The organism is Pseudomonas sp. GW821-FHT10C09 (genome assembly GCF_059415465.1).
In genome coordinates this window covers 111862-132618 of sequence record NZ_JBWKNG010000001.1, presented here as the reverse complement: position 1 = coordinate 132618, position 20757 = coordinate 111862, and the positions used below count along the sequence as shown (strand labels likewise).

General features: G+C 60.1%; 18 protein-coding genes. 9 read left to right on the top strand and 9 right to left on the bottom strand.

Annotated elements, in window-relative coordinates:
- Positions 1–155 precede the first annotated feature (155 nt).
- Positions 156–5057, top strand: a complete 4902-nt coding sequence (locus tag AC07N8_RS00535; protein WP_483844054.1) for an NAD-glutamate dehydrogenase — start codon at positions 156–158, stop codon at positions 5055–5057.
- 157 nt (positions 5058–5214) lie between these two features.
- On the opposite strand, the gene AC07N8_RS00530 is transcribed toward AC07N8_RS00535, so the two are convergent.
- The 5 genes from AC07N8_RS00530 to pdxR all read right to left on the bottom strand — a co-directional run bounded on the left by AC07N8_RS00530 (position 5215) and on the right by pdxR (position 8579).
- Positions 5215–5925 (bottom strand): ATPase, encoded by a 711-nt coding sequence (locus AC07N8_RS00530; protein WP_493144814.1) that lies wholly within the window; start codon positions 5923–5925, stop codon positions 5215–5217.
- A gap of 71 nt (positions 5926–5996) precedes the next feature.
- Positions 5997–6155: a hypothetical protein gene (locus tag AC07N8_RS00525; RefSeq protein ID WP_483842173.1), complete on the bottom strand. Its 159-nt coding sequence runs from the start codon at positions 6153–6155 to the stop codon at positions 5997–5999.
- Positions 6155–6568 (bottom strand): cupin domain-containing protein, encoded by a 414-nt coding sequence (locus AC07N8_RS00520; RefSeq protein WP_483842172.1) that lies wholly within the window; start codon positions 6566–6568, stop codon positions 6155–6157. Before AC07N8_RS00520 ends, AC07N8_RS00525 begins: the two co-directional genes overlap by 1 nt.
- Before the next feature lie 160 nt (positions 6569–6728).
- The gene (locus AC07N8_RS00515; RefSeq protein ID WP_483842171.1) at positions 6729–7022 is read right to left on the bottom strand and encodes an antibiotic biosynthesis monooxygenase family protein; all 294 of its coding nucleotides are present in this window, start codon (positions 7020–7022) and stop codon (positions 6729–6731) included.
- Between the two features lie 123 nt (positions 7023–7145).
- Positions 7146–8579, bottom strand: coding sequence for a MocR-like pyridoxine biosynthesis transcription factor PdxR (gene pdxR, locus AC07N8_RS00510; RefSeq protein ID WP_493144811.1), 1434 nt, complete (start codon positions 8577–8579; stop codon positions 7146–7148).
- 206 nt (positions 8580–8785) lie between these two features.
- Here pdxR and AC07N8_RS00505 point away from each other — a divergent pair, with 206 nt between their 5' ends.
- From AC07N8_RS00505 to AC07N8_RS00495, 3 genes are all read left to right on the top strand, one after another.
- The gene (locus AC07N8_RS00505) at positions 8786–9226 is read left to right on the top strand and encodes a carboxymuconolactone decarboxylase family protein (RefSeq protein ID WP_027923433.1); all 441 of its coding nucleotides are present in this window, start codon (positions 8786–8788) and stop codon (positions 9224–9226) included.
- Positions 9227–9313: 87 nt separating this feature from the next.
- The gene (locus tag AC07N8_RS00500; RefSeq protein ID WP_493144809.1) at positions 9314–10234 is read left to right on the top strand and encodes a LysR substrate-binding domain-containing protein; all 921 of its coding nucleotides are present in this window, start codon (positions 9314–9316) and stop codon (positions 10232–10234) included.
- Between the two features lie 174 nt (positions 10235–10408).
- Positions 10409–10930 (top strand): GNAT family N-acetyltransferase, encoded by a 522-nt coding sequence (locus AC07N8_RS00495; protein WP_493144807.1) that lies wholly within the window; start codon positions 10409–10411, stop codon positions 10928–10930.
- A gap of 1 nt (position 10931) precedes the next feature.
- Here AC07N8_RS00495 and AC07N8_RS00490 read toward each other — a convergent pair whose 3' ends face one another.
- Positions 10932–11624 (bottom strand): aspartate/glutamate racemase family protein, encoded by a 693-nt coding sequence (locus AC07N8_RS00490; protein ID WP_483842167.1) that lies wholly within the window; start codon positions 11622–11624, stop codon positions 10932–10934.
- 77 nt (positions 11625–11701) lie between these two features.
- Between AC07N8_RS00490 and AC07N8_RS00485 the strand changes: the two genes are divergently transcribed.
- Entirely contained in the window at positions 11702–12298 is a 597-nt protein-coding gene (locus AC07N8_RS00485; RefSeq protein WP_493144804.1) for a helix-turn-helix domain-containing protein, read from the top strand.
- 70 nt (positions 12299–12368) lie between these two features.
- A complete protein-coding gene (locus AC07N8_RS00480) occupies positions 12369–12878 on the top strand; it encodes a hypothetical protein (protein ID WP_493144802.1) in 510 nt (169 codons plus the stop codon).
- Between the two features lie 118 nt (positions 12879–12996).
- Here AC07N8_RS00480 and AC07N8_RS00475 read toward each other — a convergent pair whose 3' ends face one another.
- Entirely contained in the window at positions 12997–13218 is a 222-nt protein-coding gene (locus AC07N8_RS00475) for a cbb3-type cytochrome c oxidase subunit 3 (protein ID WP_493144800.1), read from the bottom strand.
- A gap of 15 nt (positions 13219–13233) precedes the next feature.
- Positions 13234–14661, bottom strand: coding sequence for a cytochrome-c oxidase, cbb3-type subunit I (ccoN, locus tag AC07N8_RS00470; protein WP_493144798.1), 1428 nt, complete (start codon positions 14659–14661; stop codon positions 13234–13236).
- A gap of 241 nt (positions 14662–14902) precedes the next feature.
- Here ccoN and AC07N8_RS00465 point away from each other — a divergent pair, with 241 nt between their 5' ends.
- The 3 genes from AC07N8_RS00465 (at position 14903) to AC07N8_RS00455 (ending at position 18116) form a co-directional block, all read left to right on the top strand.
- Complete coding sequence (locus AC07N8_RS00465; protein WP_493144796.1) at positions 14903–16576, top strand: nitrite/sulfite reductase; 1674 nt, start codon at positions 14903–14905, stop codon at positions 16574–16576.
- Complete coding sequence (locus tag AC07N8_RS00460; protein WP_483842161.1) at positions 16573–17052, top strand: DUF934 domain-containing protein; 480 nt, start codon at positions 16573–16575, stop codon at positions 17050–17052. Before AC07N8_RS00465 ends, AC07N8_RS00460 begins: the two co-directional genes overlap by 4 nt.
- A 95-nt stretch (positions 17053–17147) precedes the next feature.
- Positions 17148–18116: a hypothetical protein gene (locus tag AC07N8_RS00455; protein ID WP_493144794.1), complete on the top strand. Its 969-nt coding sequence runs from the start codon at positions 17148–17150 to the stop codon at positions 18114–18116.
- 162 nt (positions 18117–18278) lie between these two features.
- Here AC07N8_RS00455 and AC07N8_RS00450 read toward each other — a convergent pair whose 3' ends face one another.
- On the bottom strand, positions 18279–20633 hold the full coding sequence (locus tag AC07N8_RS00450; protein WP_493144792.1) for a tetratricopeptide repeat protein: 2355 nt from the start codon (positions 20631–20633) through the stop codon (positions 18279–18281).
- Between the last annotated feature and the right edge of the window lie 124 nt (positions 20634–20757).

The following is a 20757-nucleotide window of genomic DNA, read 5'->3' as shown; positions in this document are numbered from 1 at the left end:
TGGAAGGTGAATGTGACCTGAGTGTCTCGTCCAGCTTCACCCACCTGTCCCCTGTTTCCTCTGCCCGAGAATCAGGAACAGGGTGACGGATCGCCCCGAAAGGGGTTTTGCACGCGACGCTTCCATCAATAACAAGCCCAAGCGGAGTACCACAGATGGCGTTCTTCACCGCAGCCAGCAAAGCCGACTTCCAGCACCAACTGCAAGCGGCACTGGCACAGCACATCAGTGAACAGGCACTGCCACAAGTGGCGCTGTTCGCTGAACAATTCTTCGGCATCATTTCCCTGGACGAGCTGACCCAGCGTCGGTTGTCCGACCTCGCCGGCTGCACCCTTTCTGCGTGGCGCCTGCTTGAGCGCTTCGATCACGCGCAACCACAAGTGCGCGTCTACAACCCCGACTACGAACGCCACGGCTGGCAGTCGACCCACACCGCGGTCGAAGTGCTGCACCACGACCTGCCATTCCTGGTGGACTCGGTGCGTACCGAGCTGAACCGCCGCGGCTACAGCATTCATACCCTGCAAACCACTGTGCTGAGCGTGCGTCGCGGCAGCAAGGGCGAGTTGCTGGAAATCCTGCCGAAAGGCACCCAGGGCGAAGGCATTCTTCAAGAATCGCTGATGTACCTGGAAATCGACCGTTGCGCCAACACCGCCGAGCTCAATGTCCTGAGCAAAGAGCTGGAGCAGGTGCTCGGTGAAGTCCGCGTCGCCGTCGCCGATTTCGAACCGATGAAAGCCAAGGTCCAGGAAATCCTCACCGGCCTGGACAACAGCCAGTACGCGGTCGACCCGGAAGAAAAAGGCGAAATCAAAAGCTTCCTGGAATGGCTGGTGGGCAACCACTTCACGTTCCTCGGCTACGAAGAATTCGTGGTACGCGATGAAGCCGACGGTGGCCACATCGTCTACGACCAGGATTCCTTCCTCGGCCTGACCAAACTGCTGCGTACCGGCCTGACCTACGATGACCTGCGCATCGAAGACTACGCCGTGAACTACCTGCGCGAACCGACCCTGCTGTCGTTCGCCAAGGCTGCGCACCCAAGCCGTGTACACCGTCCGGCTTACCCGGATTACGTGTCGATCCGTGAAATCGATGCCGACGGCAACGTGATCAAGGAATGCCGTTTCATGGGCCTGTACACCTCTTCGGTGTATGGCGAGAGCGTGCGGGTCATCCCGTACATCCGTCGCAAGGTCGAAGAAATCGAACGCCGTTCCGGCTTCCAGGCCAAGGCTCACCTGGGCAAGGAACTGGCGCAGGTGGTTGAAGTACTGCCGCGCGATGACCTGTTCCAGACCCCGGTCGACGAACTGTTCAGCACCGTGATGTCGATCGTGCAGATCCAGGAACGCAACAAGATTCGCGTGTTCCTGCGCAAAGACCCGTACGGCCGTTTCTGCTACTGCCTGGCCTACGTGCCACGCGACATCTACTCCACCGAAGTGCGCCAGAAGATCCAGCAAGTGCTGATGGATCGCCTGAAAGCTTCGGATTGCGAATTCTGGACGTTCTTCTCCGAATCCGTGCTGGCTCGCGTGCAACTGATCCTGCGCGTCGATCCGAAGAACCGTCTCGACATCGATCCGGTCCTGCTGGAAAAAGAAGTGGTGCAAGCCTGCCGCAGCTGGCAGGACGACTACGCCAGCCTGGTGGTTGAAAGCTTCGGCGAAGCCCACGGCACCAACGTGCTGGCCGACTTCCCGAAAGGCTTCCCGGCCGGTTACCGCGAACGTTTCGCAGCCCATTCGGCTGTGGTCGACATGCAACACCTGCTGAGCCTGAACGAAAAAAATCCACTGGTGATGAGCTTCTATCAGCCGCTGGGTCAGGTGTCCGGCCAGCGCATGCTGCACTGCAAGCTGTATCACGCCGATACCCCGCTGGCGCTGTCCGACGTGTTGCCGATCCTGGAAAACCTCGGCCTGCGCGTACTGGGTGAATTCCCGTATCGCCTGCGCCACACCAATGGCCGCGAATTCTGGATTCACGATTTCGCGTTCACCGCTGCCGAAGGCCTGGAACTCGACATCCAGCAACTCAACGACACGCTGCAGGACGCTTTCGTCCACATCGTGCGTGGCGATGCCGAGAACGATGCGTTCAACCGCCTGGTGCTGACCGCCGGCCTGCCGTGGCGCGATGTAGCGCTGCTGCGCGCTTACGCTCGCTACATGAAGCAGATCCGTCTGGGCTTCGACCTGGGCTACATCGCCAGCACCCTGAACAACCACACCGACATCGCTCGCGAGTTGACCCGGTTGTTCAAGACCCGTTTCTACCTGGCACGCAAGCTGTCCGGCGACGATCTGGAAGACAAGCAGCAACGCCTGGAGCACGCGATCATCGCCGCTCTGGACGAAGTCCAGGTGCTGAACGAAGACCGCATCCTGCGTCGCTACCTGGACCTGATCAAGGCCACCCTGCGCACCAACTTCTACCAGACTGATGCCAACGGCAAGAACAAGTCGTACTTCAGCTTCAAGTTCAACCCGCACCTGATTCCAGAGCTGCCGAAGCCGGTACCGAAGTTCGAAATCTTCGTTTACTCGCCTCGCGTCGAAGGCGTGCACCTGCGCTTCGGCAACGTTGCTCGTGGCGGTCTGCGCTGGTCCGACCGTGAAGAAGACTACCGCACCGAAGTCCTGGGCCTGGTAAAAGCCCAGCAAGTGAAGAACTCGGTCATCGTGCCAGTCGGCGCGAAGGGCGGCTTCCTGCCGCGTCGCCTGCCACTGGGCGGCAGCCGTGACGAGATCGCGGCCGAGGGCATCGCCTGCTACCGCATCTTCATTTCGGGCCTGTTGGACATCACCGACAACCTGAAAGACGGCGCGCTGGTTCCGCCGGCCAACGTCGTGCGTCATGACGACGATGACCCGTACCTGGTGGTGGCTGCGGACAAGGGCACTGCGACCTTCTCCGACATCGCCAACGGCATCGCCATCGACTACGGTTTCTGGTTGGGTGACGCGTTCGCTTCCGGCGGTTCCGCCGGTTACGACCACAAGAAAATGGGCATTACCGCCAAGGGCGCGTGGGTTGGCGTGCAACGTCACTTCCGCGAACGCGGCATCAATGTCCAGAAAGACAGCATCACCGTGGTCGGCGTCGGCGACATGGCCGGCGACGTATTCGGTAACGGCCTGTTGATGTCCGAGACGCTGCAACTGGTGGCTGCGTTCAACCACCTGCACATCTTCATCGACCCGAATCCTGCGCCTGCCAACAGCTTCGCCGAGCGTCAGCGCCTGTTCGACTTGCCGCGTTCGGCCTGGTCGGATTACGACACCAGCATCATGTCCGAAGGCGGCGGGATCTTCTCCCGTAGCGCGAAAAGCATCGCGATTTCCCCGCAGATGAAAGAGCGCTTCGACATTCAGGCCGACAAGCTGACCCCGACCGAACTGCTCAATGCCTTGCTCAAGGCACCGGTAGACCTGTTGTGGAACGGCGGTATCGGTACCTACGTCAAAGCCAGCAGCGAAAGCCACGCCGATGTCGGCGACAAGGCCAACGATGCACTGCGCGTGAACGGCAACGAACTGCGCTGCAAAGTCGTGGGCGAGGGCGGTAACCTCGGGATGACCCAACTGGGTCGTGTCGAATTCGGTCTCAATGGCGGCGGTTCCAACACCGACTTCATCGACAACGCCGGTGGCGTGGATTGCTCCGACCACGAAGTCAACATCAAGATCCTGCTGAACGAAGTGGTTCACGCGGGCGACATGACCGACAAGCAACGTAACCAGTTGCTGGCGAGCATGACCGACGAAGTCGGCAGCCTGGTGCTGGGCAACAACTACAAGCAGACTCAGGCTCTGTCTTTGGCTGCGCGTCGTGCCTTGCCGCGTATCGCTGAATACAAGCGTCTGATGAACGATCTGGAGGGCCGCGGCAAGTTGGATCGCGCCATCGAGTTCCTGCCGAACGAAGAAGCGATCAACGAGCGCGTTGCAGAGGGCCACGGCCTGACCCGCGCCGAGCTGTCGGTGCTGATCTCCTACAGCAAGATCGACCTCAAGGAGGCGCTGCTCAACTCCCTGGTGCCGGACGACGACTACCTGACCCGCGACATGGAAACCGCTTTCCCGCCGTCCCTGGTGAGCAAGTTCTCCGAAGCCATGCGCCGTCACCGTCTGAAGCGCGAAATCGTCAGCACCCAGATCGCCAACGACCTGGTCAACCACATGGGCATCACCTTCGTTCAACGACTCAAAGAGTCGACCGGCATGAGCCCGGCGAACGTGGCGGGCGCCTATGTGATCGTGCGTGACATTTTCCACCTCCCGCACTGGTTCCGTCAGATCGAAGCCCTGGACTACCAGGTGTCCGCTGACGTGCAGCTGGAGCTGATGGATGAGCTGATGCGTCTGGGCCGCCGCGCCACGCGCTGGTTCCTGCGCAGCCGTCGCAACGAGCAGAATGCCGCTCGTGACGTCGCGCACTTCGGTCCACATCTGGCAGCGCTGGGCCTCAAGCTCGACGAACTGCTGGAAGGCCCGACTCGCGAAGGCTGGCAGACCCGCTATCAGGCTTACGTCGCTGCTGGCGTACCTGAATTGCTGGCGCGCATGGTTGCAGGCACCACTCACCTGTACACCTTGCTGCCAATCATCGAGGCGTCGGACGTGACCGGCCAGAACGCAGCAGACGTCGCGAAGGCTTACTTCGCCGTCGGCAGCGCCCTGGACATCACCTGGTACCTGCAACAGATCAGCGCGCTGCCGGTTGAAAACAACTGGCAAGCCCTGGCCCGTGAAGCGTTCCGTGATGACGTCGACTGGCAGCAACGTGCGATCACCATCTCCGTCCTGCAACAGGGCGACGGCACTCAGGACGTGGAAACACGCTTGGCGCTGTGGATGGAAGCGCACGAAGGCATGATCGAACGCTGGCGCGCGATGCTGGTGGAAATCCGTGCCGCCAGCGGCACGGACTACGCCATGTACGCGGTGGCCAACCGTGAGTTGCTGGACCTGGCATTGAGCGGGCAAGCGGTGGTGACCACCACTTCAGCCGTCAGCGAAGAGCTGGAGCCAGCGGCCTGATCAGGCGCTGAATGAAAAAACCGTCTCGAAAGAGACGGTTTTTTTTGGCCTGGATTTTTTGTGGTGTCGGTTCAGGCCCTATCGCGAGCAGGCTCGCTCCCACAGTTGACCGCGTACCCCTATGGGAGCGAGCCTGCTCGCGAAGGGGCCTTAAGCCTCAATACAACTTCCGGCCCGAATTACTATCCAGCATCGACACTTTATCTGTCGGGCTGGTCAATAAATTACTGAGCGACTGGTCAAACTTCTGCAATGCCCTAACTTGCACATTCTGCTGCTCGTTAATATCCGCCACTATCTCTGAACTAGGTTTAAAGTCCGCCCAAAGAGGCGTCAGCGCTTTCGCATCATGCCCTTGTGCAGTGCCAATATAGTTGAGATTAGAGTCGTAAAAGTCTGCGCTGACATCCGCCGCTAAATCCGAACTACGCGAGGTCATCAACTGGCTGCGACTGTCGACAATCGCCACCACGTCCGGTTTCGCCGCCTTGAGGCTTTGCATGTCCGGGTACACCGTGACCGAGCCGAACTGGCGCTGCAACGAGGCCTTGACCCAATCCACGGCCAGGTCAGGCTTGGAAGTGGCGACGAAGGCGTCATGAATCGGCTGGACCAACAAACTCTGGCCGAAACCGGTGCCTGCGTTGGCCTGGTAATCCTGCAGGTAGGCGCGATTGGTCTGGGTGTTTTGGCTGTAGATGATGCCCAACGACACGTCATGGCCATTAGGAATGCTCGTGGCGTTGCTGCGGCCAACAGGCGCGGTAAAGATGCCGTCCAGCGAAGAGACCGCAGTTGGGGCGGTGGGGATCGAGCAGCCTGTTAAAACAACCGTCATCGTCAAGGTACTGACAAGCGCAAGTTTCATGGTGTTACTCCCGTGAAACAACTTGAAGTCGTGAAGTTTAAGTGCCGGTATTGCCCGGCGGTGATTCCAGACTAAACCTGTCTTTGCTGAATTAAATAACCAATAAGTGGGCTTATAGGCAGGCCAATAGTTTTATTTGGTTTAAACAGGGGCGTTTGATTGCTTCCAGAAATAAAAAGGCCCGAAATCGAAGTTTGGGCCTTTTTATTTATAGCTGTACGTTCAGCCATCAGTTTTCCAATGGGATCAACACTTTCTCATCAGGCGACAACACCATGAACACCAACAATTTGGCGGGCTTAGTGGCGCTGGCGTTTTTCGAGACCAGATGTTCCGATCCTGCCGGCTCGTACCAGTATTGGCCGGCCTTGTAGGTGATCGCTTTTTCACCCTTCACCTGAGAAGTGATCGAGCCGGAAATCACGTACGCCATGGCCGTGCCTTCATGCTTATGGGCAATCGAGGATTGGCCAGGCTTGTAGTCGACTTCGATCATCATGGCTTTTTTGCCGGGGACGTTTTTCAGCAATTCGTCCTGCAGCACCGTGACCTTTTCTGAAGGGCCTTCGTGGGCGAGCGCGCTGACTGAAGCGGTCAGGGCGAGGACAGCGAGCGGGGCAGCAAGGAAACGCAAAGCTTTCATGGTTCATTACCTGCGGTGGTTATCGTCAGCAACAACGATAGTCCGCAGGGTGGACCAATCAAACAGCCAATATTCGCGAAGGTGAGGGGACCAATCCAGTCCAATCGATGAGCCCCTGGGGCGAGCGAGCTCGCCACAGGGATAGCTGCTACAGGGTGTTCTAGCGGATCGGGAAGCTGTTGAAATCCACGGCGTTCGCCAGTTGATTGTCAATCAGGCCGATAAAGCCCTGGACTTCCGGGCAGTTGAAATGCGAGTGCATCGCCGCTTCCGATTGCCAGCGCGAGCTGACGGTCCAGCGGTTGGTGTCCTCGGGGCAGCGGTCGACCATATAGGAGTCGCAGCCCGGTAGTTCGCGCAGGGTTTCGACAATCTTTTGCAGTTGCTTGCCCAGTTCATCCGAGCGGCCGGCGGCGGCCTGCACCTGTACGGTATTGATCACTTCGTTGGACATTGCCCACACTCCTGAATCAGGCCGGACGAATCCTGCTCATTGAGGGATAACGCTTAGGCAGGATAGGCCTGCAACGCCGGACCGCCAATAGCCAATCGCCCGGTAAAGGCCCAGACCAATCCGTCAGGCCACCTGCTGCAAAATGTCGCGTAGACGGTCCAGGGCGGTGTCTATGTCCAGCGTGTCAATGGCACCAAAACCCAACAAAAGCCCGTCCTGTGGCGCTTGCTGAAAGTAAAAGGCCTCGATCGAATAGAGCCCGACTTCGACCTTTTTCGCCAATTCAATCACCAGTGCCAGATCGATAGGCACTTTGCACATCACCACCATGTGGAACCCGGCCGTGGTCGGCACTGGCTCGAACCACGGCGACAGATCGCCCGCCATGCGCGCCAGGATGCGTTCGCGACGCCCGGCATAGATCGTGTGGCAGCGGCGGATATGCTTGAGCAGGCAGCCTTCGGCGATGAATTTGGCCAATGCCCACTGCGGCATCGTCGACGTGTGCAGGTCGGTGAGTTGCTTGGCGCGGATCACCGCTTCAAGAATCGCCGGCGGCAAAATCGCATAGCCGAGCCGCAACTCCGGCAGCAGGGTTTTCGAGAAGGTCCCGACGTACGCGACGATCCCGCGCTCATCCATGCTTTGCAGCGAATCGGTAGGGCGGCCTTCGTAGCGAAATTCGCTGTCGTAATCGTCCTCGATGATGATCGCGCCCAGTTCATAGGCGCGTTCCAGCAGCGCCACCCGGCGTTCCTGGCTCATCGGCAGGCCGAGCGGGAACTGATGGGACGGTGTGACGTAGATCAGCCGCGTGCCGAGGGGAATTTTGTCGACCTGAATGCCTTCTGCGTCCACCGGCACACCGATTACCGTGGCACCGTGCGAACCAAACAACAGGCGTGCCGGCGGGTAACCGGGGTCTTCCATGGCGACGATGCTGCCGGGCCGCGTGATCACCCGGGAAATCAGGTCCAGCGCCTGTTGTGCGCCATTGCACACCACCACGTCTTCGTCCTGGCAATTGACCCCGCGCGAGAACGCGATGTGCCGGGCGATGGCGTTGCGTAGCGCCGGCAGGCCCTCGGGCAGGCTGTAGAAGCCCTTGGAGCCGGCGATCTGGCGCAAGGCATGGGAGGTGCAGCGACGCCAGTCATCCTGCGGGAACTGGCCCTTGCTGGTGGCGCCGCCAATGAAGTCATAACGCAACGAGCCTTCCAGCGTCGGATGCCGCAGGAACACCGGCAGCTTGCGCCAGGATTCGATGACCTCAAAACTCGCCAGCTCGGAATGGCTCTGTTTGCGGACGATTTTCGAGGGCCGCGCATTCACGTAAGTGCCTTTGCCGATCACCCCGGTCAGGTAGTTTTCGTAGGTCAACTGCGCGTAGGTGTCGGAAATGGTCTTGCGCGAAATCCCCAGCTGTTCGGCCAGCAAGCGGCTGGGCGGCAGCTGCGTCCCGGCGGCGAGGCGCCCGGATTCGATGGCGCTGCGCAACTGGTTGTACAACTGGCCCGTCAGGTCCTTGCGGCCGTTGATGACAACATGAAGTTCCATACCGGCGGGGCTCCTGCAGCGGTTGAGGCGCGTGTGCGTCGCGCCAGATTACCCGCATGCGCGGCCGTGCAGAAGTTGCGCAGGTGAAAAACCCGGGATTGGACTGGCGCCGAGTGGTCCACGGTTATTTCGCAGAATTGGATCTGTCGCGCCGCGGCCTCGACGGCTACCGTGAACTACACATCATCGCGTCACGAGGTCGCCCCATGAGTTCCCGCCTGGATTACTACAGCGCGTCGCCCAAAGCGATGAAAGCGATGATTGCCATGGAAGCCTTGACCAGCAACCTCAGTATCGAGCCTGCGTTGCTGCACCTGATCAAGATCCGCGCCTCGCAGCTCAACGGCTGCGCCTTCTGCACCGACATGCACTCGGTGGACGCACGGCGCCTGGGCGAGACCGATCGGCGCTTGTATTCAATCGTCGTGTGGCGCGACAGCGGCTTCTTCAACCCTCGGGAGCGGGCGGCGCTGGCCTGGACCGAAGCGGTGACGCTGCTCTCCGAAAGCCATGTGCCGGATGACGTTTTTGCACTGGCGAGGGAGCAATTCAGCGAAGCGGAGCTGGTCGATTTGACGATTGCCGTGACCACCATCAACAGCTGGAATCGCCTGGCGGTGAGTTTTCGGCAAACCCCTGGCGGCTGAATCGATTATCCGCGTCCGGTGTCACATGAGGTTCATAAACGCTGCGCAGGATGAGGTTTTCAAGGATCGATCGACAGGGAGTCACAGATGTCATTGATGGTATCCACCTACGCTGCCGGTATCGACCCGGTGCTGGCGCAATCCTTCCGGGTGAGCGCCCGTTGCGGGTGCTTCATGCAGGCCGCCCGCAGCCTCAATATCAAATCCACGCAGCTACGCAAACACCTGGCGCAGCTTGAGTCGCAATTGCAGTGTTCGCTGTTCAATCACCAGGACAATGGCCTGGCCCTGAGTCGTGAAGGCTTGGCGCTTCAGGCGCAGCTGATCGCGCTGGCCCATGAGCGCGATGCGCCGGTGATCGAGCAACCGCTGATTCGCCTGGCGGTGGCCGAGTCGATCCTGCACGACATCCTCGGCCGTGATCTGGTCGCCTTGTTGCGCCGCAACGCCAGCGTGCGCCTGGACATCATCACCCTCGACAGTGAACTGAGCCTGCAAGCCATCAGCGCCGATGTGGTGCTGTGGCTGGCCGGCACGGATTCGCCGCTGCCGGGGCCGAGTTTTGCGGTCAGCGAGCCGCAGCGACTGGCGCGTCTGGAGTACCTGCCGCACATCGCCAAACGCTATTCACGGGTCGCGGCGCGGCCAGACAGCCTCGATGATCTGGCCGACTTCATGCTTGTGCAGTGGCAGCATGACCGTCAGGTCGAGAGTTTTCGGCCGTGGAACAGCGTGGTAGATCAGCGTCTGGCCGGCGTGGTGCAGTTGCATTCCTACGAACTGATGCTGGAGATGATCCGCTGCAGTGCCTGCATCGGGTTGCTGCCACGCTACATCAGTCAATTCGACCGCGGATTGATTGCGTTGCCTGAACTGTTCGAACAGCCGATGCAGCGTCAGGTGTGGATGGCGGTGAATGCCGACACCCAAGGTCAGGCCGACGTGCAGATGATCGTCGAACTGATCCAGAACACCTTCAACGAACGCCGGGAGTGGTTCGAAGGTTAACAACGATCAAAAATGTGGGAGCGAGCCTGCTCGCGAAAGCGGTGGATCAGTCACATCAATACTGAATGTGCCGCCGCCTTCGCGAGCAGGCTCGCTCCCACATTTGGTTCTCGCCATGCCGAAAGAATGCGTTGTATCGTAAGCGGCCATGTCTGCATCAAGGATGAATCACCCATGCCCGCCACCGAACCGGTCATCACCCTCGAACGTTTCAGCGAAGCCCACATCGACGGCGTCACCGCGCTCTACAACGATCCGGCGATTACCCGTCAGGTCCTGCAAATGCCGTTTCAATCCACCGAGATCTGGCGCCAACGCCTGGCCTCGGATAACGAGCGCCTGGTGAAACTGGTCGCGCTGCATCAGGGCACGGTCATCGGCAACATTGGCCTGGAACAGTTCTCGCGGATCCGCCGCAGCCATGCCGGCAGTATCGGCATGGGCGTCGCGGTGGCATGGCAGGGCAAAGGCGTGGGTTCGACGCTGTTGGCGGCGGTGCTGGACATCGCCGACAACTGGATGAACCTGCGACGGGTCGAGCTTTCGGTGTACGCCGACAACGAAGCGGCCATCGGTCTGTACCGAAAGTTCGGTTTCGAGACCGAAGGCCTGTTCCGTGACTACGCCGTGCGTGACGGCCGACTGGTCGACACCTTGAGCATGGCGCGTCTGCGTCGCATGCCCAACGCCGATTGACTCAGTCGCCCAGTGCAAACGCCACCGCCGCCTGCGCATGCAGTTCGGTGGTGTCGAGCAGGGGCAGGGCGCTGTGCTCGGGTTTGATCAGCATGCCGATCTCCGTGCAACCGAGGATGATCGCCTGGGCTCCGCGCCGGGTCAGCGATTCGATCACTTGCTGATAAACCTTGCGCGACGTTTCACTGATTACCCCGACGCACAACTCGTCGTAGATGATCCGGTGCACGGCGTTGCGTTCCTCGGCTTCCGGCACCAGCACCGTCAAACCCATCGCGCTCAGGCGATCCTTGAGAAAATCCTGTTCCATGGTGAACGCGGTCCCGAGCAACCCGACCTTCAGCGCACCGGCATCGACGGCTGCCTGACCGGTCGGGTCGGCGATGTGCAGGAACGGAACCGTGATCGCGGCTTGAATCTGCCCGGCCACCTTGTGCATGGTGTTGGTACACAGCACCACACACTCGGCGCCGCCGGCTTCGAGCCGCCGCGCCGCATCCACCAGAATCGCCGCCGCATCGTCCCAGCGCCCGGCATGCTGGGCCTGTTCGACAGGCCCGAAGTCGACGCTGTACATTAGCAACTGCGCCGAACGCAACGGCCCGAGCCGGTCACGAACCTGCTGGTTGATGAGGCGATAGTATTCGGCGCTGGACTCCCAGCTCATGCCGCCGATAAGGCCGATGGTGCGCATGCGGTGCTCCCTGTGAAATGGCTAACCTAGCGAGAGTATCCCGTGGATCTTGACGGTCATCTATCAGGAAATTTCACATGCCCGGCGTGCTGGCGTTCACGCCGGTGGGTGTCGAGGTGTTTTCCGAGTCGGCGAGCGGTGGCGAATACCTGTTGCTACGTCTGGATGAGCAGTTTGCGAATGAGATGCTGCCTGCTGTCAGCCAGCGTGTTGAGTCGGCCGGTGATCGACGGGCGCTGACGTTGGCGCGTGAGATCCGATGCCTGTTGCTCACCCCTCAACCTGATCTGATGGCGCTAGAACAAACAGCCCTGGGCCTGATTGACCAGGCGCCTGTGAGGACGCAACACGGACCTGACGCCAAAGCGTTCGCCCCGGTGCTGGATCAGATCGCCGAACAGTTCCATGAACCGCTGACGCTGGACCAATTGGCCGCCACTTACGGGCACAACGAGCTGCGTTTTCTGCGCGACTTCACCCGGGTCATGGGCCTGACACCGCATGCGTATCTCGTTGAGGTGCGTCTGCAAGCCGCCCGACGGATGATCGAACACACGGACCTGCCGTTGGCCAGCATCGCCCTGGACAGCGGTTTCGCCCATCAGTCGCACATGGGCAGCATTTTTCGCAAACACCTGGCCATGACTCCCAGCCAATACCGCTCGCGCTTTTAGTCGTACGTCGGCGGCCTGCATCTGCCATGCTCAATGTCCGCAGCACCGCTCCAACCAAAGGAACACCGCAATGGACGACGTACAACAACTGGGCGAAATGCTTCGCCACTACGCAGAAAGCGAAGCGCACAAAAAGCAGACGTTCGAGTCGCAATCGGCGCTTTGGGCGACGCGTATCGGTGGGCTGTTCGATCAGATCCAGCAGTGGCTGGAACCGGTCCAGGCGCCGCACCTGCTGGAAGTGAGCCGCGAGGCGTATGTGGCTTCGGGGCCGAGCGTGCCGGTGGAGACGTCGCCGTTCAAGACCGAGAAACTGTCCATTGTCATTGCCGGCAAACCGGTGGAGTTCGTGCCGGACGTGATGGGCACTGGCGGTCAGATTTCCCTGGCGGTGATGGGGCTGACGGCTGCGCGCTATGGCAGCGTTTCGCTGGTGTGCCTGCCGCCGTCGACCAATTGGCAGTGGCGCAAGACCAATGGTTTGAAAGACCCGGACACGTTTGCGTTTGATGCGAACTTTCTGGCGCAGCAGTTACAGAGCCTGATCCCGCGTGATCGCGGCCAGGTCCTCCCGGACTGACCCAAAACCCCTTGTAGGAGCGGGCTTGCTCGCGAATGCGGTGTGTCATTCAACATCAATGGTGACTGACAGGGCCTTTTCGCGAGCAGGCTCGCTCCCACAGGGGACAGGTGGTGGGTTAGATTTTTAGGTTGCCCCAGCCAGGCTTTGTCTCTTCGGGTGCGACTGCCTTCACCTTCTTCCCGGTGGCCAATTCCACCCGCCGCGCCACCTCGGGATCATCGGCAAACGGAATCAGACTGGCATCCTCCAGGCTCTGCGTTGTCTCCCGCTTCAGGCAATGCTCAACCCCGAGCCAAAGCCCCAGCACCGCCATCACATTCAGTAGCACTTCAAACATTTCGGGCTCCTTGCCTCAGGCAATCTGCGCTTCGCGTTCAGCCATCGTCACGTCCGCAACGCGCACGGTGCGCCAGGTGTTGTAGGCCATCAACAGCATGCCGCTGAGGAAGAACACGCCGCCGGTAAAGCGCACCACATACCCTGGGTGGCTGGCCTGCAAGGCTTCGACGAAGGAGTAGGTCAACGTGCCGTCGTCGTTGATCGCGCGCCACATCAGGCCTTGGGTGATGCCGTTGACCCACATCGAGGCGATGTACAGCACGGTGCCGATGGTCGCCAGCCAGAAGTGCGCGTTGATCAGGCCGATGCTGTGCATCTGCTCACGGCCAAAGACTTTCGGCACCATGTGATAGACCGCGCCGAAGGTAATCATCGCCACCCAACCGAGCGCCCCGGCGTGAACGTGGCCGATGGTCCAGTCGGTGTAGTGGGAGAGGGCGTTGACCGTCTTGATCGCCATCATCGGCCCTTCGAAGGTCGACATGCCGTAGAAGGCCAGGGACAACACGAGGAAGCGCAGGATCGGGTCGGTGCGCAATTTATGCCAGGCGCCCGAGAGCGTCATCATGCCGTTGATCATCCCGCCCCAGCTCGGCGCCAGCAGGATCAGCGACATCGCCATGCCCAGCGACTGCGCCCAGTCCGGCAGCGCGGTGTAGTGCAAGTGGTGCGGGCCGGCCCAAATGTACAGGGTGATCAGCGCCCAGAAATGCACAATGGACAGGCGATAGGAATACACCGGCCGTCCGACCTGTTTCGGCACGAAGTAGTACATCATCCCGAGGAACCCCGTGGTCAGGAAAAAGCCCACCGCGTTGTGGCCGTACCACCACTGCACCATGGCGTCGGTCGCCCCGGAATACACCGGATAGGACTTGAACCAGTCCACCGGGATCGACAGGTGGTTGACCACGTGCAGCATGGCGATCACCACGATGAACGCGCCGAAAAACCAGTTGCCGACGTAAATGTGCTTGGTCTTGCGCTGCACCACGGTGGTGAAGAACACGATGGCGTAAGCGACCCAGACCACGGTCATCCACACCGCGCCGCTGAATTCGATCTCGGCGTATTCCTTGGTGGTGGTGTAGCCCAGCGGCAGGGTGACCAGCATGACCACGATCACCGATTGCCAGCCCCAAAACGTGAACGCGGCGAGGGTGTCGGAGTACAGCCGCACCTGGCAGGTGCGCTGCACCGCGTAGTAACTGGCGGCGAACTGCGCGCTGCCGGCAAAACCGAAAATCACCAGGCTGGTGTGCAGCGGACGCAAGCGGCCGAAGGTGGTCCACGGTAGGTCGAGGTTCATCTCGGGCCACACCAGTTGCGAGGCGATCCACACCCCCATCGCCATCCCCACGACACCCCAGACAATGGTTGCCACGATGAATTGGCGGACGACCTTGTAGTTATAGGCCTGTCCGAATGTTGCTGTGCTCATGGTCAATGCTTCCACGGTTGCAAAGTCTTGCACTGTAGAAACCCCGTCGAAAACAAAACAGACTCAGGAAAACTTCATTTATGCGGATCAGATATGAGGCAACCCCGCGGCCATCTACCACTGCCTGATACGGTTTTTTAGCGCTCAGGTGAATCTGTAACGCGCTGCGCCGCAGGTTCATAGTCCCCCTCACAAACGGTAATCGGCCGCAGAGCCCGATCCACCCTGATGAGGACGCCACATGTATCAGTACGATGACTATGACCGGGCCCTGGTCTTCGAGCGGGTTGCGCAGTTTCGCGATCAGGTCGAACGCTTCATGGCCGGTGAGTTGAGTGAAGAGGAGTTTCTGCCGTTGCGTTTGCAGAACGGTCTCTACCTGCAAAAACATGCCTACATGCTGCGCGTGGCGATTCCGTATGGCACGTTGAGCGCGACGCAACTGCGCACACTGGCGAGCATCGCTCGCGATTACGACCGCGGCTACGGTCACTTCACCACGCGGCAGAACATGCAGTTCAACTGGATCGAACTGGCCCAGGTGCCGGACATTCTCGAACGCCTGGCCGAGGTCGAAATGCACGCGATCCAGACGTCCGGCAACTGCGTGCGCAACATCACCACCGAAGCGTTTGCCGGTGTCGCGGCGGACGAACTGCTGGACCCGCGTCCCCTCGCCGAAATCCTGCGGCAGTGGTCGACCATCAACCCGGAATTCCTGTACCTGCCCCGCAAGTTCAAGATCGCCATCTGCTCGGCGGAGCAGGACCGGGCAGCGATCATGATGCATGACATCGGCCTGTACCTTTATCGTGATGACGATGGGCAGATGCTGTTGCGGGTGATCGTCGGTGGCGGCCTGGGGCGCACGCCGATCCTTGGCTTGCAGATTCGCGAAGGCTTGCCGTGGCAGCATTTGTTGTCCTATGTCGAGGCGGTGTTGCGGGTCTACAACCGCTACGGTCGAAGGGACAACAAGTACAAGGCGCGGATCAAGATTCTGGTCAAAGCCCTGGGGATCGAAGCTTTTGCCAAGGAAGTGGAGGAGGAGTGGCAGCACCTCAAGGACGGTCCGGCGCAGTTGACCGAGGCTGAATATGAGCGGGTCGCCAATGCCTTTGTGCCGCCGGATTATCGCTCGCTGTCTGACGTCGACCTCGCGTTTGGCACGCGCATGGCGGACAACCCGGCCTTCGCCCGTTGGGTCTCGCGCAACGTTCAGCCGCACAAGGTCGCGGGTTACACCAGTGTGGTGCTGTCGACCAAACCCGGCATCGCCTCGCCGCCGGGTGACGTGACGGACGCGCAAATGACGGCGGTGGCCGAGTGGTCCGAGCGGTTTGGTTTTGGCGAGATTCGCATCGCCCATGAACAGAACATCGTGCTGCCGGACGTGCCTAAGGCTGATCTCTACGCGCTGTGGTGCCTGGCGGATGAGCAGGGGCTGGGCTGCGCCAACATCGGTTTGCTCACCGACATCATTGCCTGCCCCGGTGGCGATTTCTGTGCGCTGGCCAACGCTAAATCGATCCCGATCACCCACGCCATCCAGGCGCGTTTCGAGGACCTGGATTACCTTCACGACCTGGGCGACATCAGCCTGAACATCTCGGGTTGCATGAATGCCTGCGGTCACCACCACATCGGCAACATCGGCATTCTGGGCGTCGATAAAAACGGCAGCGAGTGGTATCAGATCACCCTCGGCGGCAGCCAGGGCAAGAACAGCGCACTGGGCAAGGTCATCGGCCCGTCCTTCAGTGCATCCGAAGTGCCTGAGGTCATCGAGCGCATCGTTCACACCTTTGTCAGCTACCGCGAGAGCGAAGAACTGTTCGTCGATACCTTGCAACGCATTGGACTGGAGCCGTTCAAGGAGCAGGTGTATCCAAAAGTGCTGGAGGAATCGGCATGAACAATCTGCTGCGACTGGAGGAGGGTGTGGCGCGAATTGTGGCTGACGATCCGTGGTGGCTGGTCAGAAACCCGGAGGACGATTTGCCTGCGGGTTCGCTGATTTTGCCGTTGAGCCGCTGGCTGAAAAATCCCTTCGGGCATGCTGTGTGGCTTGGGCCCGACGATGAAGTGGAAAGCCTCAAGCCGTGGATGCCAATACTGCCGTTGATCGCCCTGGATTTTCCGAACTTTCGAGACGGTCGCGGTTACAGCCAGGCGTACCTGCTGCGCACTCGCCTGGGCTGGACCGGCGAACTGCGCGCAGTCGGTGATGTGCTGCGCGATCAACTCAGCCACATGCGCCAATGCGGCTTTGACAGCTTTGCGGTGCGCGAAGACAAATCGGCTGAGGATGCGTTGAAAGGGTTGGCGGGGATGAGCGTGTTGTACGGTCGTTCGGTGATAGAGCCGCGCCCGTTGTTCAGACGACGCTGAATAGCTGCTACAGGGTGTGTTTTAGCTTGGGGCAATGATGGCATTTTGGTAGAGTTCGCGACTTGTCAGGGAGCAAGTGAAGAAAGGAGTCGGGTGTGAGTGCGGGTAAAAAGATTTTAGGGTTGATATCGCTACTGCTGATGCTGGCCCTGTGGGCCTGTTACGTATATGTGTTCAAGGACAACCGCGACGGGCTGTTGGGTGGCGCCTTCGACAGCACGGCCTGGTGCGGCATACCACCGGCCAGCGATGGCGCAGCGATGGGCAAGGATCAACTGACCCTGCGGATCACCAACAACCTGCGCGGCGAGTTCATGATCAGCGGCGCGATAGTGGTTTCCGAACGCACGTTCAACCGCTACGACCTGGCCCGCAACGAGCTGCGCCTGCGTCTGGAGCCCTTGCAATGGTCGTACGGCGTCACGCCGGTCTTCCTTGAACAGGTCAAGGTCCAGCCACTGACGCGTAACCTGTCATCGCTGAACAAGAGCGCCTATGCCGAACTCGACCCCCGCCCCATTGGCGTGCAGGGGCGGGCGGCGGACTTCCCGTTCGACACCTACCGCTACGGCTATAAGCCGGTGCTGTATTACCTCAAGGGTAACGATCGTATCGACCTCAAGTTCAAGCACATCACCACCAGCATGGAGATGTCGAACACCTTCACGCCGATCCAGAAGTACAACCGTGCGGAATACATCAACGAGAAAAACTCGCTGGCGCGTGAGGAAGACTACAAACCTTATGCCGCCAATGAGTGTGCGTTCAGTGTCGAGCGCAAGGGCTCGTTCAAGATGATCGTCTTGATGTTGCTGCTGGTGATCGGCCTGCCGTTGCTGCATGTGTTTTATCGCGACGAGCCGGGCATCGACTTTCTGGCGACGCTGGTCAGCATCGGGGCGATCAGGGTGTTGCTGGTGGGGCCGCTGAATGACTTCCAGTTGTACAAAATCGACTTTTTGTTTGCAGGAGTGATTTTGCTGGTGGGCACGGTGTCGCTGATCAAGGCGATGCGGGCCAACAGTCGGCGGGAGTTGGCGTTGAAGAGTGGTTCTTCGTGGTAGGACGAGGGCGGTCTGCAAGGACTGGCAAATAACCTGTGGCGAGGGAGCTTGCTCCCGTTGGGGCGCGAAGCGGCCCTGAAAGCAGCGACTGCTGCGCAGCCGAGCGGGAGCAAGCTCCCTCGCCACAAAGTGTTCGGCTTCCAGATATTGGGAGCCGGTCATTTATTTCAACGCCGGATCTCCCATGTTCATTTTCTTCCAGCCCTGCAGCAGCACCTGCGCTTTCGGTTCCTGGCCGTTGTCCAGGTAGTACTGGATCAACGACAGCCGCGCATTGCGGTTGGCCGGTTGTACTTTCAGCAAACGTTCCAGCACTTCGCAGGCCTCTTCGACCTTGCCGCTGTCATGCAACGCCACGGCCAGTACGTAGCCGTATTGCGCGTTCTGCGGTTCCAGTTGTGCGGCTTTGCGCAGCGCCGACATGGCCTGATCCGACTTGCCCGCGCGCACCAGCGACAAGCCCTGGGTGTGCTGCAACAACGCGGCGTCCGGGTGGTCTTTTAGCCCTTGGGCCATCAGCGCCTGCGCCTCCTGGCTACGGCCATTGGCTTCCAGCCATTGCACCAGCGTCACCAGCGCCGGGTAGAAATCCGGATCGCGCTTGAGCGCCGTGCGCAGGTAGGCTTCGACCTGGTCGTTACGGCCGCTCGCCTGGTAGAGCATCGCCAGGTTGAGGTTGGCTTCGGCGCGTTCCAGCAGGCTCTTCTGTGCCGCTTCGTACTCGGCAATCGCCACGTTCCAGTTCGCCTGGGCAGCGCCCAAACCATTGCGAGCGGCACCCAGCAGGTCCCGGGCTGCGGCAATGCGCACGGCCATCACCGGGTCTGTCAGCAACGGCGTCAACAGCGGCGCCCGCTCAGGTGGCGGCAGGAACGCGCTGATCGCGCGCACCGCACTTTCACGCACCTGTGGCGCGGGATTGCTCAGGTCCTTGGTGGCCAGTTTCAACGCCTGTTCACTCGGGTACAGCGGCAATTCGGCGAGCAGGGTGGCTCGCTGAATCGCTGGCAAGTTGCTGCGTTGCAGTTGCTCATACAAGGCTTGCGCCGCGCCGGGCTGGCCGTTGCGAATCAGCCACAGGCTTTCGTCGTAACGCGGAGCCTGTGCGGTCGGTGCGCTGTTCCACAGTTTGAATTGTTCGGTGACTTTGTCGCCGTCCTTGCCCTGGTGACAGGTGAGGCAGGCGTCCGGGGTGCCGAGTTTTTTCGCCCGCTCAGGGTTGGGAATGCTGAAACTGTGGTCATGCCGCAAGTCATTGCCCATGTAGAATTTGCCGGGCATGTGGCAATCCACGCACTGCGAACCCGGCTGACCCATGGTGTGGCGGGTGTGCTCGACGGAATCGTAGTTTTTTGCCTGCAGGCCTTTGCCGTCGACGCCTTCCACCGGCGTTTTACCCGCGGTGTTGTGGCATTGCAGGCAAACGCCGTTGCCCGGCGCCTTGAGTTCGGTGCTGTGCGGGTTGTGGCAGTTGCTGCAGCGCACGCCCTTGTCGAACATTTTGCTTTGGGCAAAAGAGCCGTGTTCAAACACCTCGTCCTTGATCTTGCCGTCCAGCGCATACAACTCGCGAGTCAGGGGGCTCGGCAGGTAGTCATCCATCAGGCGTTTGCCGACGGTGTAGCCATCGCTCAGCGGTGCACGGCGTGAATGGCAGCGGGCGCAGGTTTCGATCTCGACCGTTGCGTTCTTGTCCTTGAGGTCGACGGCAAAACCGGCATGAATCAAATCACCTTTTTTCGCCGTCCATTCCAGGTGATTGGAGGCCGGGCCGTGGCAGGCCTGGCAGCCGACGCCGAGGCTGTTCCATTGGCTGTCGAAGGTGTTTTTCGCCGCATCGAAATTGCGTTTGAAGCCGGTGGTATGGCATTCGACGCACATGAAGTTGGCGTTCTGGCTCGGTTTGCTCCAGTGCAGCGGGTTCTTGAAATTCACCCCCTGGCCCGGATAGAGGTGGAACCAGCGGTGCTTTTCGGTATCCCAGGCCACGCCCAAGGGTTGCAAGCGACCTTCGCCCACTTCGATCAGGTATTGCTGCAACGGCGCGATGCCGAAGGTATAGGCCACTTTGAAGTCGGCGTTCTTGCCGTCGATCCCCGGCGTGTTGACCCAGAAGCCGTCGTCCTTGCGCGAGAAAACGGTGGTCTCGTTTTCCGCCTTGAAGGTGACGTTATTGAAGTCGCCCAGCATCGTTTCGGCATTGGCCGCCTGCATCGCCAATTGGTGATGGGAGCCTTTCCAGTCCTTGACCTGTTCGCTGTGGCAGCCCTGGCATTGTTGCTCATCGACCATCTTCGCCGGGGCCAGCGCGACCGGTTGCGGTTTGGCCGGTTGCGCGACAGGGGTAGCGACGGCAGCGGGTTTCAGCGGTGCCGGCGTGCTGCTGAGCAGAAACCAGCCGATGCCGATGACCGCCAACAGCAGTGCACCGATGGTCACGGGAAAGAGGTAGCGATTAATCAGGTTCGGTGGCGAATCAGGGTTGGGGTTTGTTGCTTTATTTTTATGTTTCGGCATTGCGACTTCCGTAGTCCAGGTGCGTTTGCCTTGAGGCGCGCGATCAAGCTGGGTGCAGCTTTGCTGGATGCCGGGCGTCTGTCAAATGACCGTTGCGAGAGAGTTCGCAGCGTTAGATGAAATG

Bases quoted from the DNA above. Each gene is read 5' to 3' on its own strand.
- AC07N8_RS00535 (WP_483844054.1), top strand. From the start codon at position 156: ATGGCGTTCTTCACCGCAGCCAGCAAAGCCGACTTCCAGCACCAACTG.
- AC07N8_RS00530 (WP_493144814.1), bottom strand. From the start codon at position 5,925: ATGAAACTTGCGCTTGTCAGTACCTTGACGATGACGGTTGTTTTAACA.
- AC07N8_RS00525 (WP_483842173.1), bottom strand. From the start codon at position 6,155: ATGGCTGAACGTACAGCTATAAATAAAAAGGCCCAAACTTCGATTTCG.
- AC07N8_RS00520 (WP_483842172.1), bottom strand. From the start codon at position 6,568: ATGAAAGCTTTGCGTTTCCTTGCTGCCCCGCTCGCTGTCCTCGCCCTG.
- AC07N8_RS00515 (WP_483842171.1), bottom strand. From the start codon at position 7,022: ATGTCCAACGAAGTGATCAATACCGTACAGGTGCAGGCCGCCGCCGGC.
- pdxR (WP_493144811.1), bottom strand. From the start codon at position 8,579: ATGGAACTTCATGTTGTCATCAACGGCCGCAAGGACCTGACGGGCCAG.
- AC07N8_RS00505 (WP_027923433.1), top strand. From the start codon at position 8,786: ATGAGTTCCCGCCTGGATTACTACAGCGCGTCGCCCAAAGCGATGAAA.
- AC07N8_RS00500 (WP_493144809.1), top strand. From the start codon at position 9,314: ATGTCATTGATGGTATCCACCTACGCTGCCGGTATCGACCCGGTGCTG.
- AC07N8_RS00495 (WP_493144807.1), top strand. From the start codon at position 10,409: ATGCCCGCCACCGAACCGGTCATCACCCTCGAACGTTTCAGCGAAGCC.
- AC07N8_RS00490 (WP_483842167.1), bottom strand. From the start codon at position 11,624: ATGCGCACCATCGGCCTTATCGGCGGCATGAGCTGGGAGTCCAGCGCC.
- AC07N8_RS00485 (WP_493144804.1), top strand. From the start codon at position 11,702: ATGCCCGGCGTGCTGGCGTTCACGCCGGTGGGTGTCGAGGTGTTTTCC.
- AC07N8_RS00480 (WP_493144802.1), top strand. From the start codon at position 12,369: ATGGACGACGTACAACAACTGGGCGAAATGCTTCGCCACTACGCAGAA.
- AC07N8_RS00475 (WP_493144800.1), bottom strand. From the start codon at position 13,218: ATGTTTGAAGTGCTACTGAATGTGATGGCGGTGCTGGGGCTTTGGCTC.
- ccoN (WP_493144798.1), bottom strand. From the start codon at position 14,661: ATGAGCACAGCAACATTCGGACAGGCCTATAACTACAAGGTCGTCCGC.
- AC07N8_RS00465 (WP_493144796.1), top strand. From the start codon at position 14,903: ATGTATCAGTACGATGACTATGACCGGGCCCTGGTCTTCGAGCGGGTT.
- AC07N8_RS00460 (WP_483842161.1), top strand. From the start codon at position 16,573: ATGAACAATCTGCTGCGACTGGAGGAGGGTGTGGCGCGAATTGTGGCT.
- AC07N8_RS00450 (WP_493144792.1), bottom strand. From the start codon at position 20,633: ATGCCGAAACATAAAAATAAAGCAACAAACCCCAACCCTGATTCGCCA.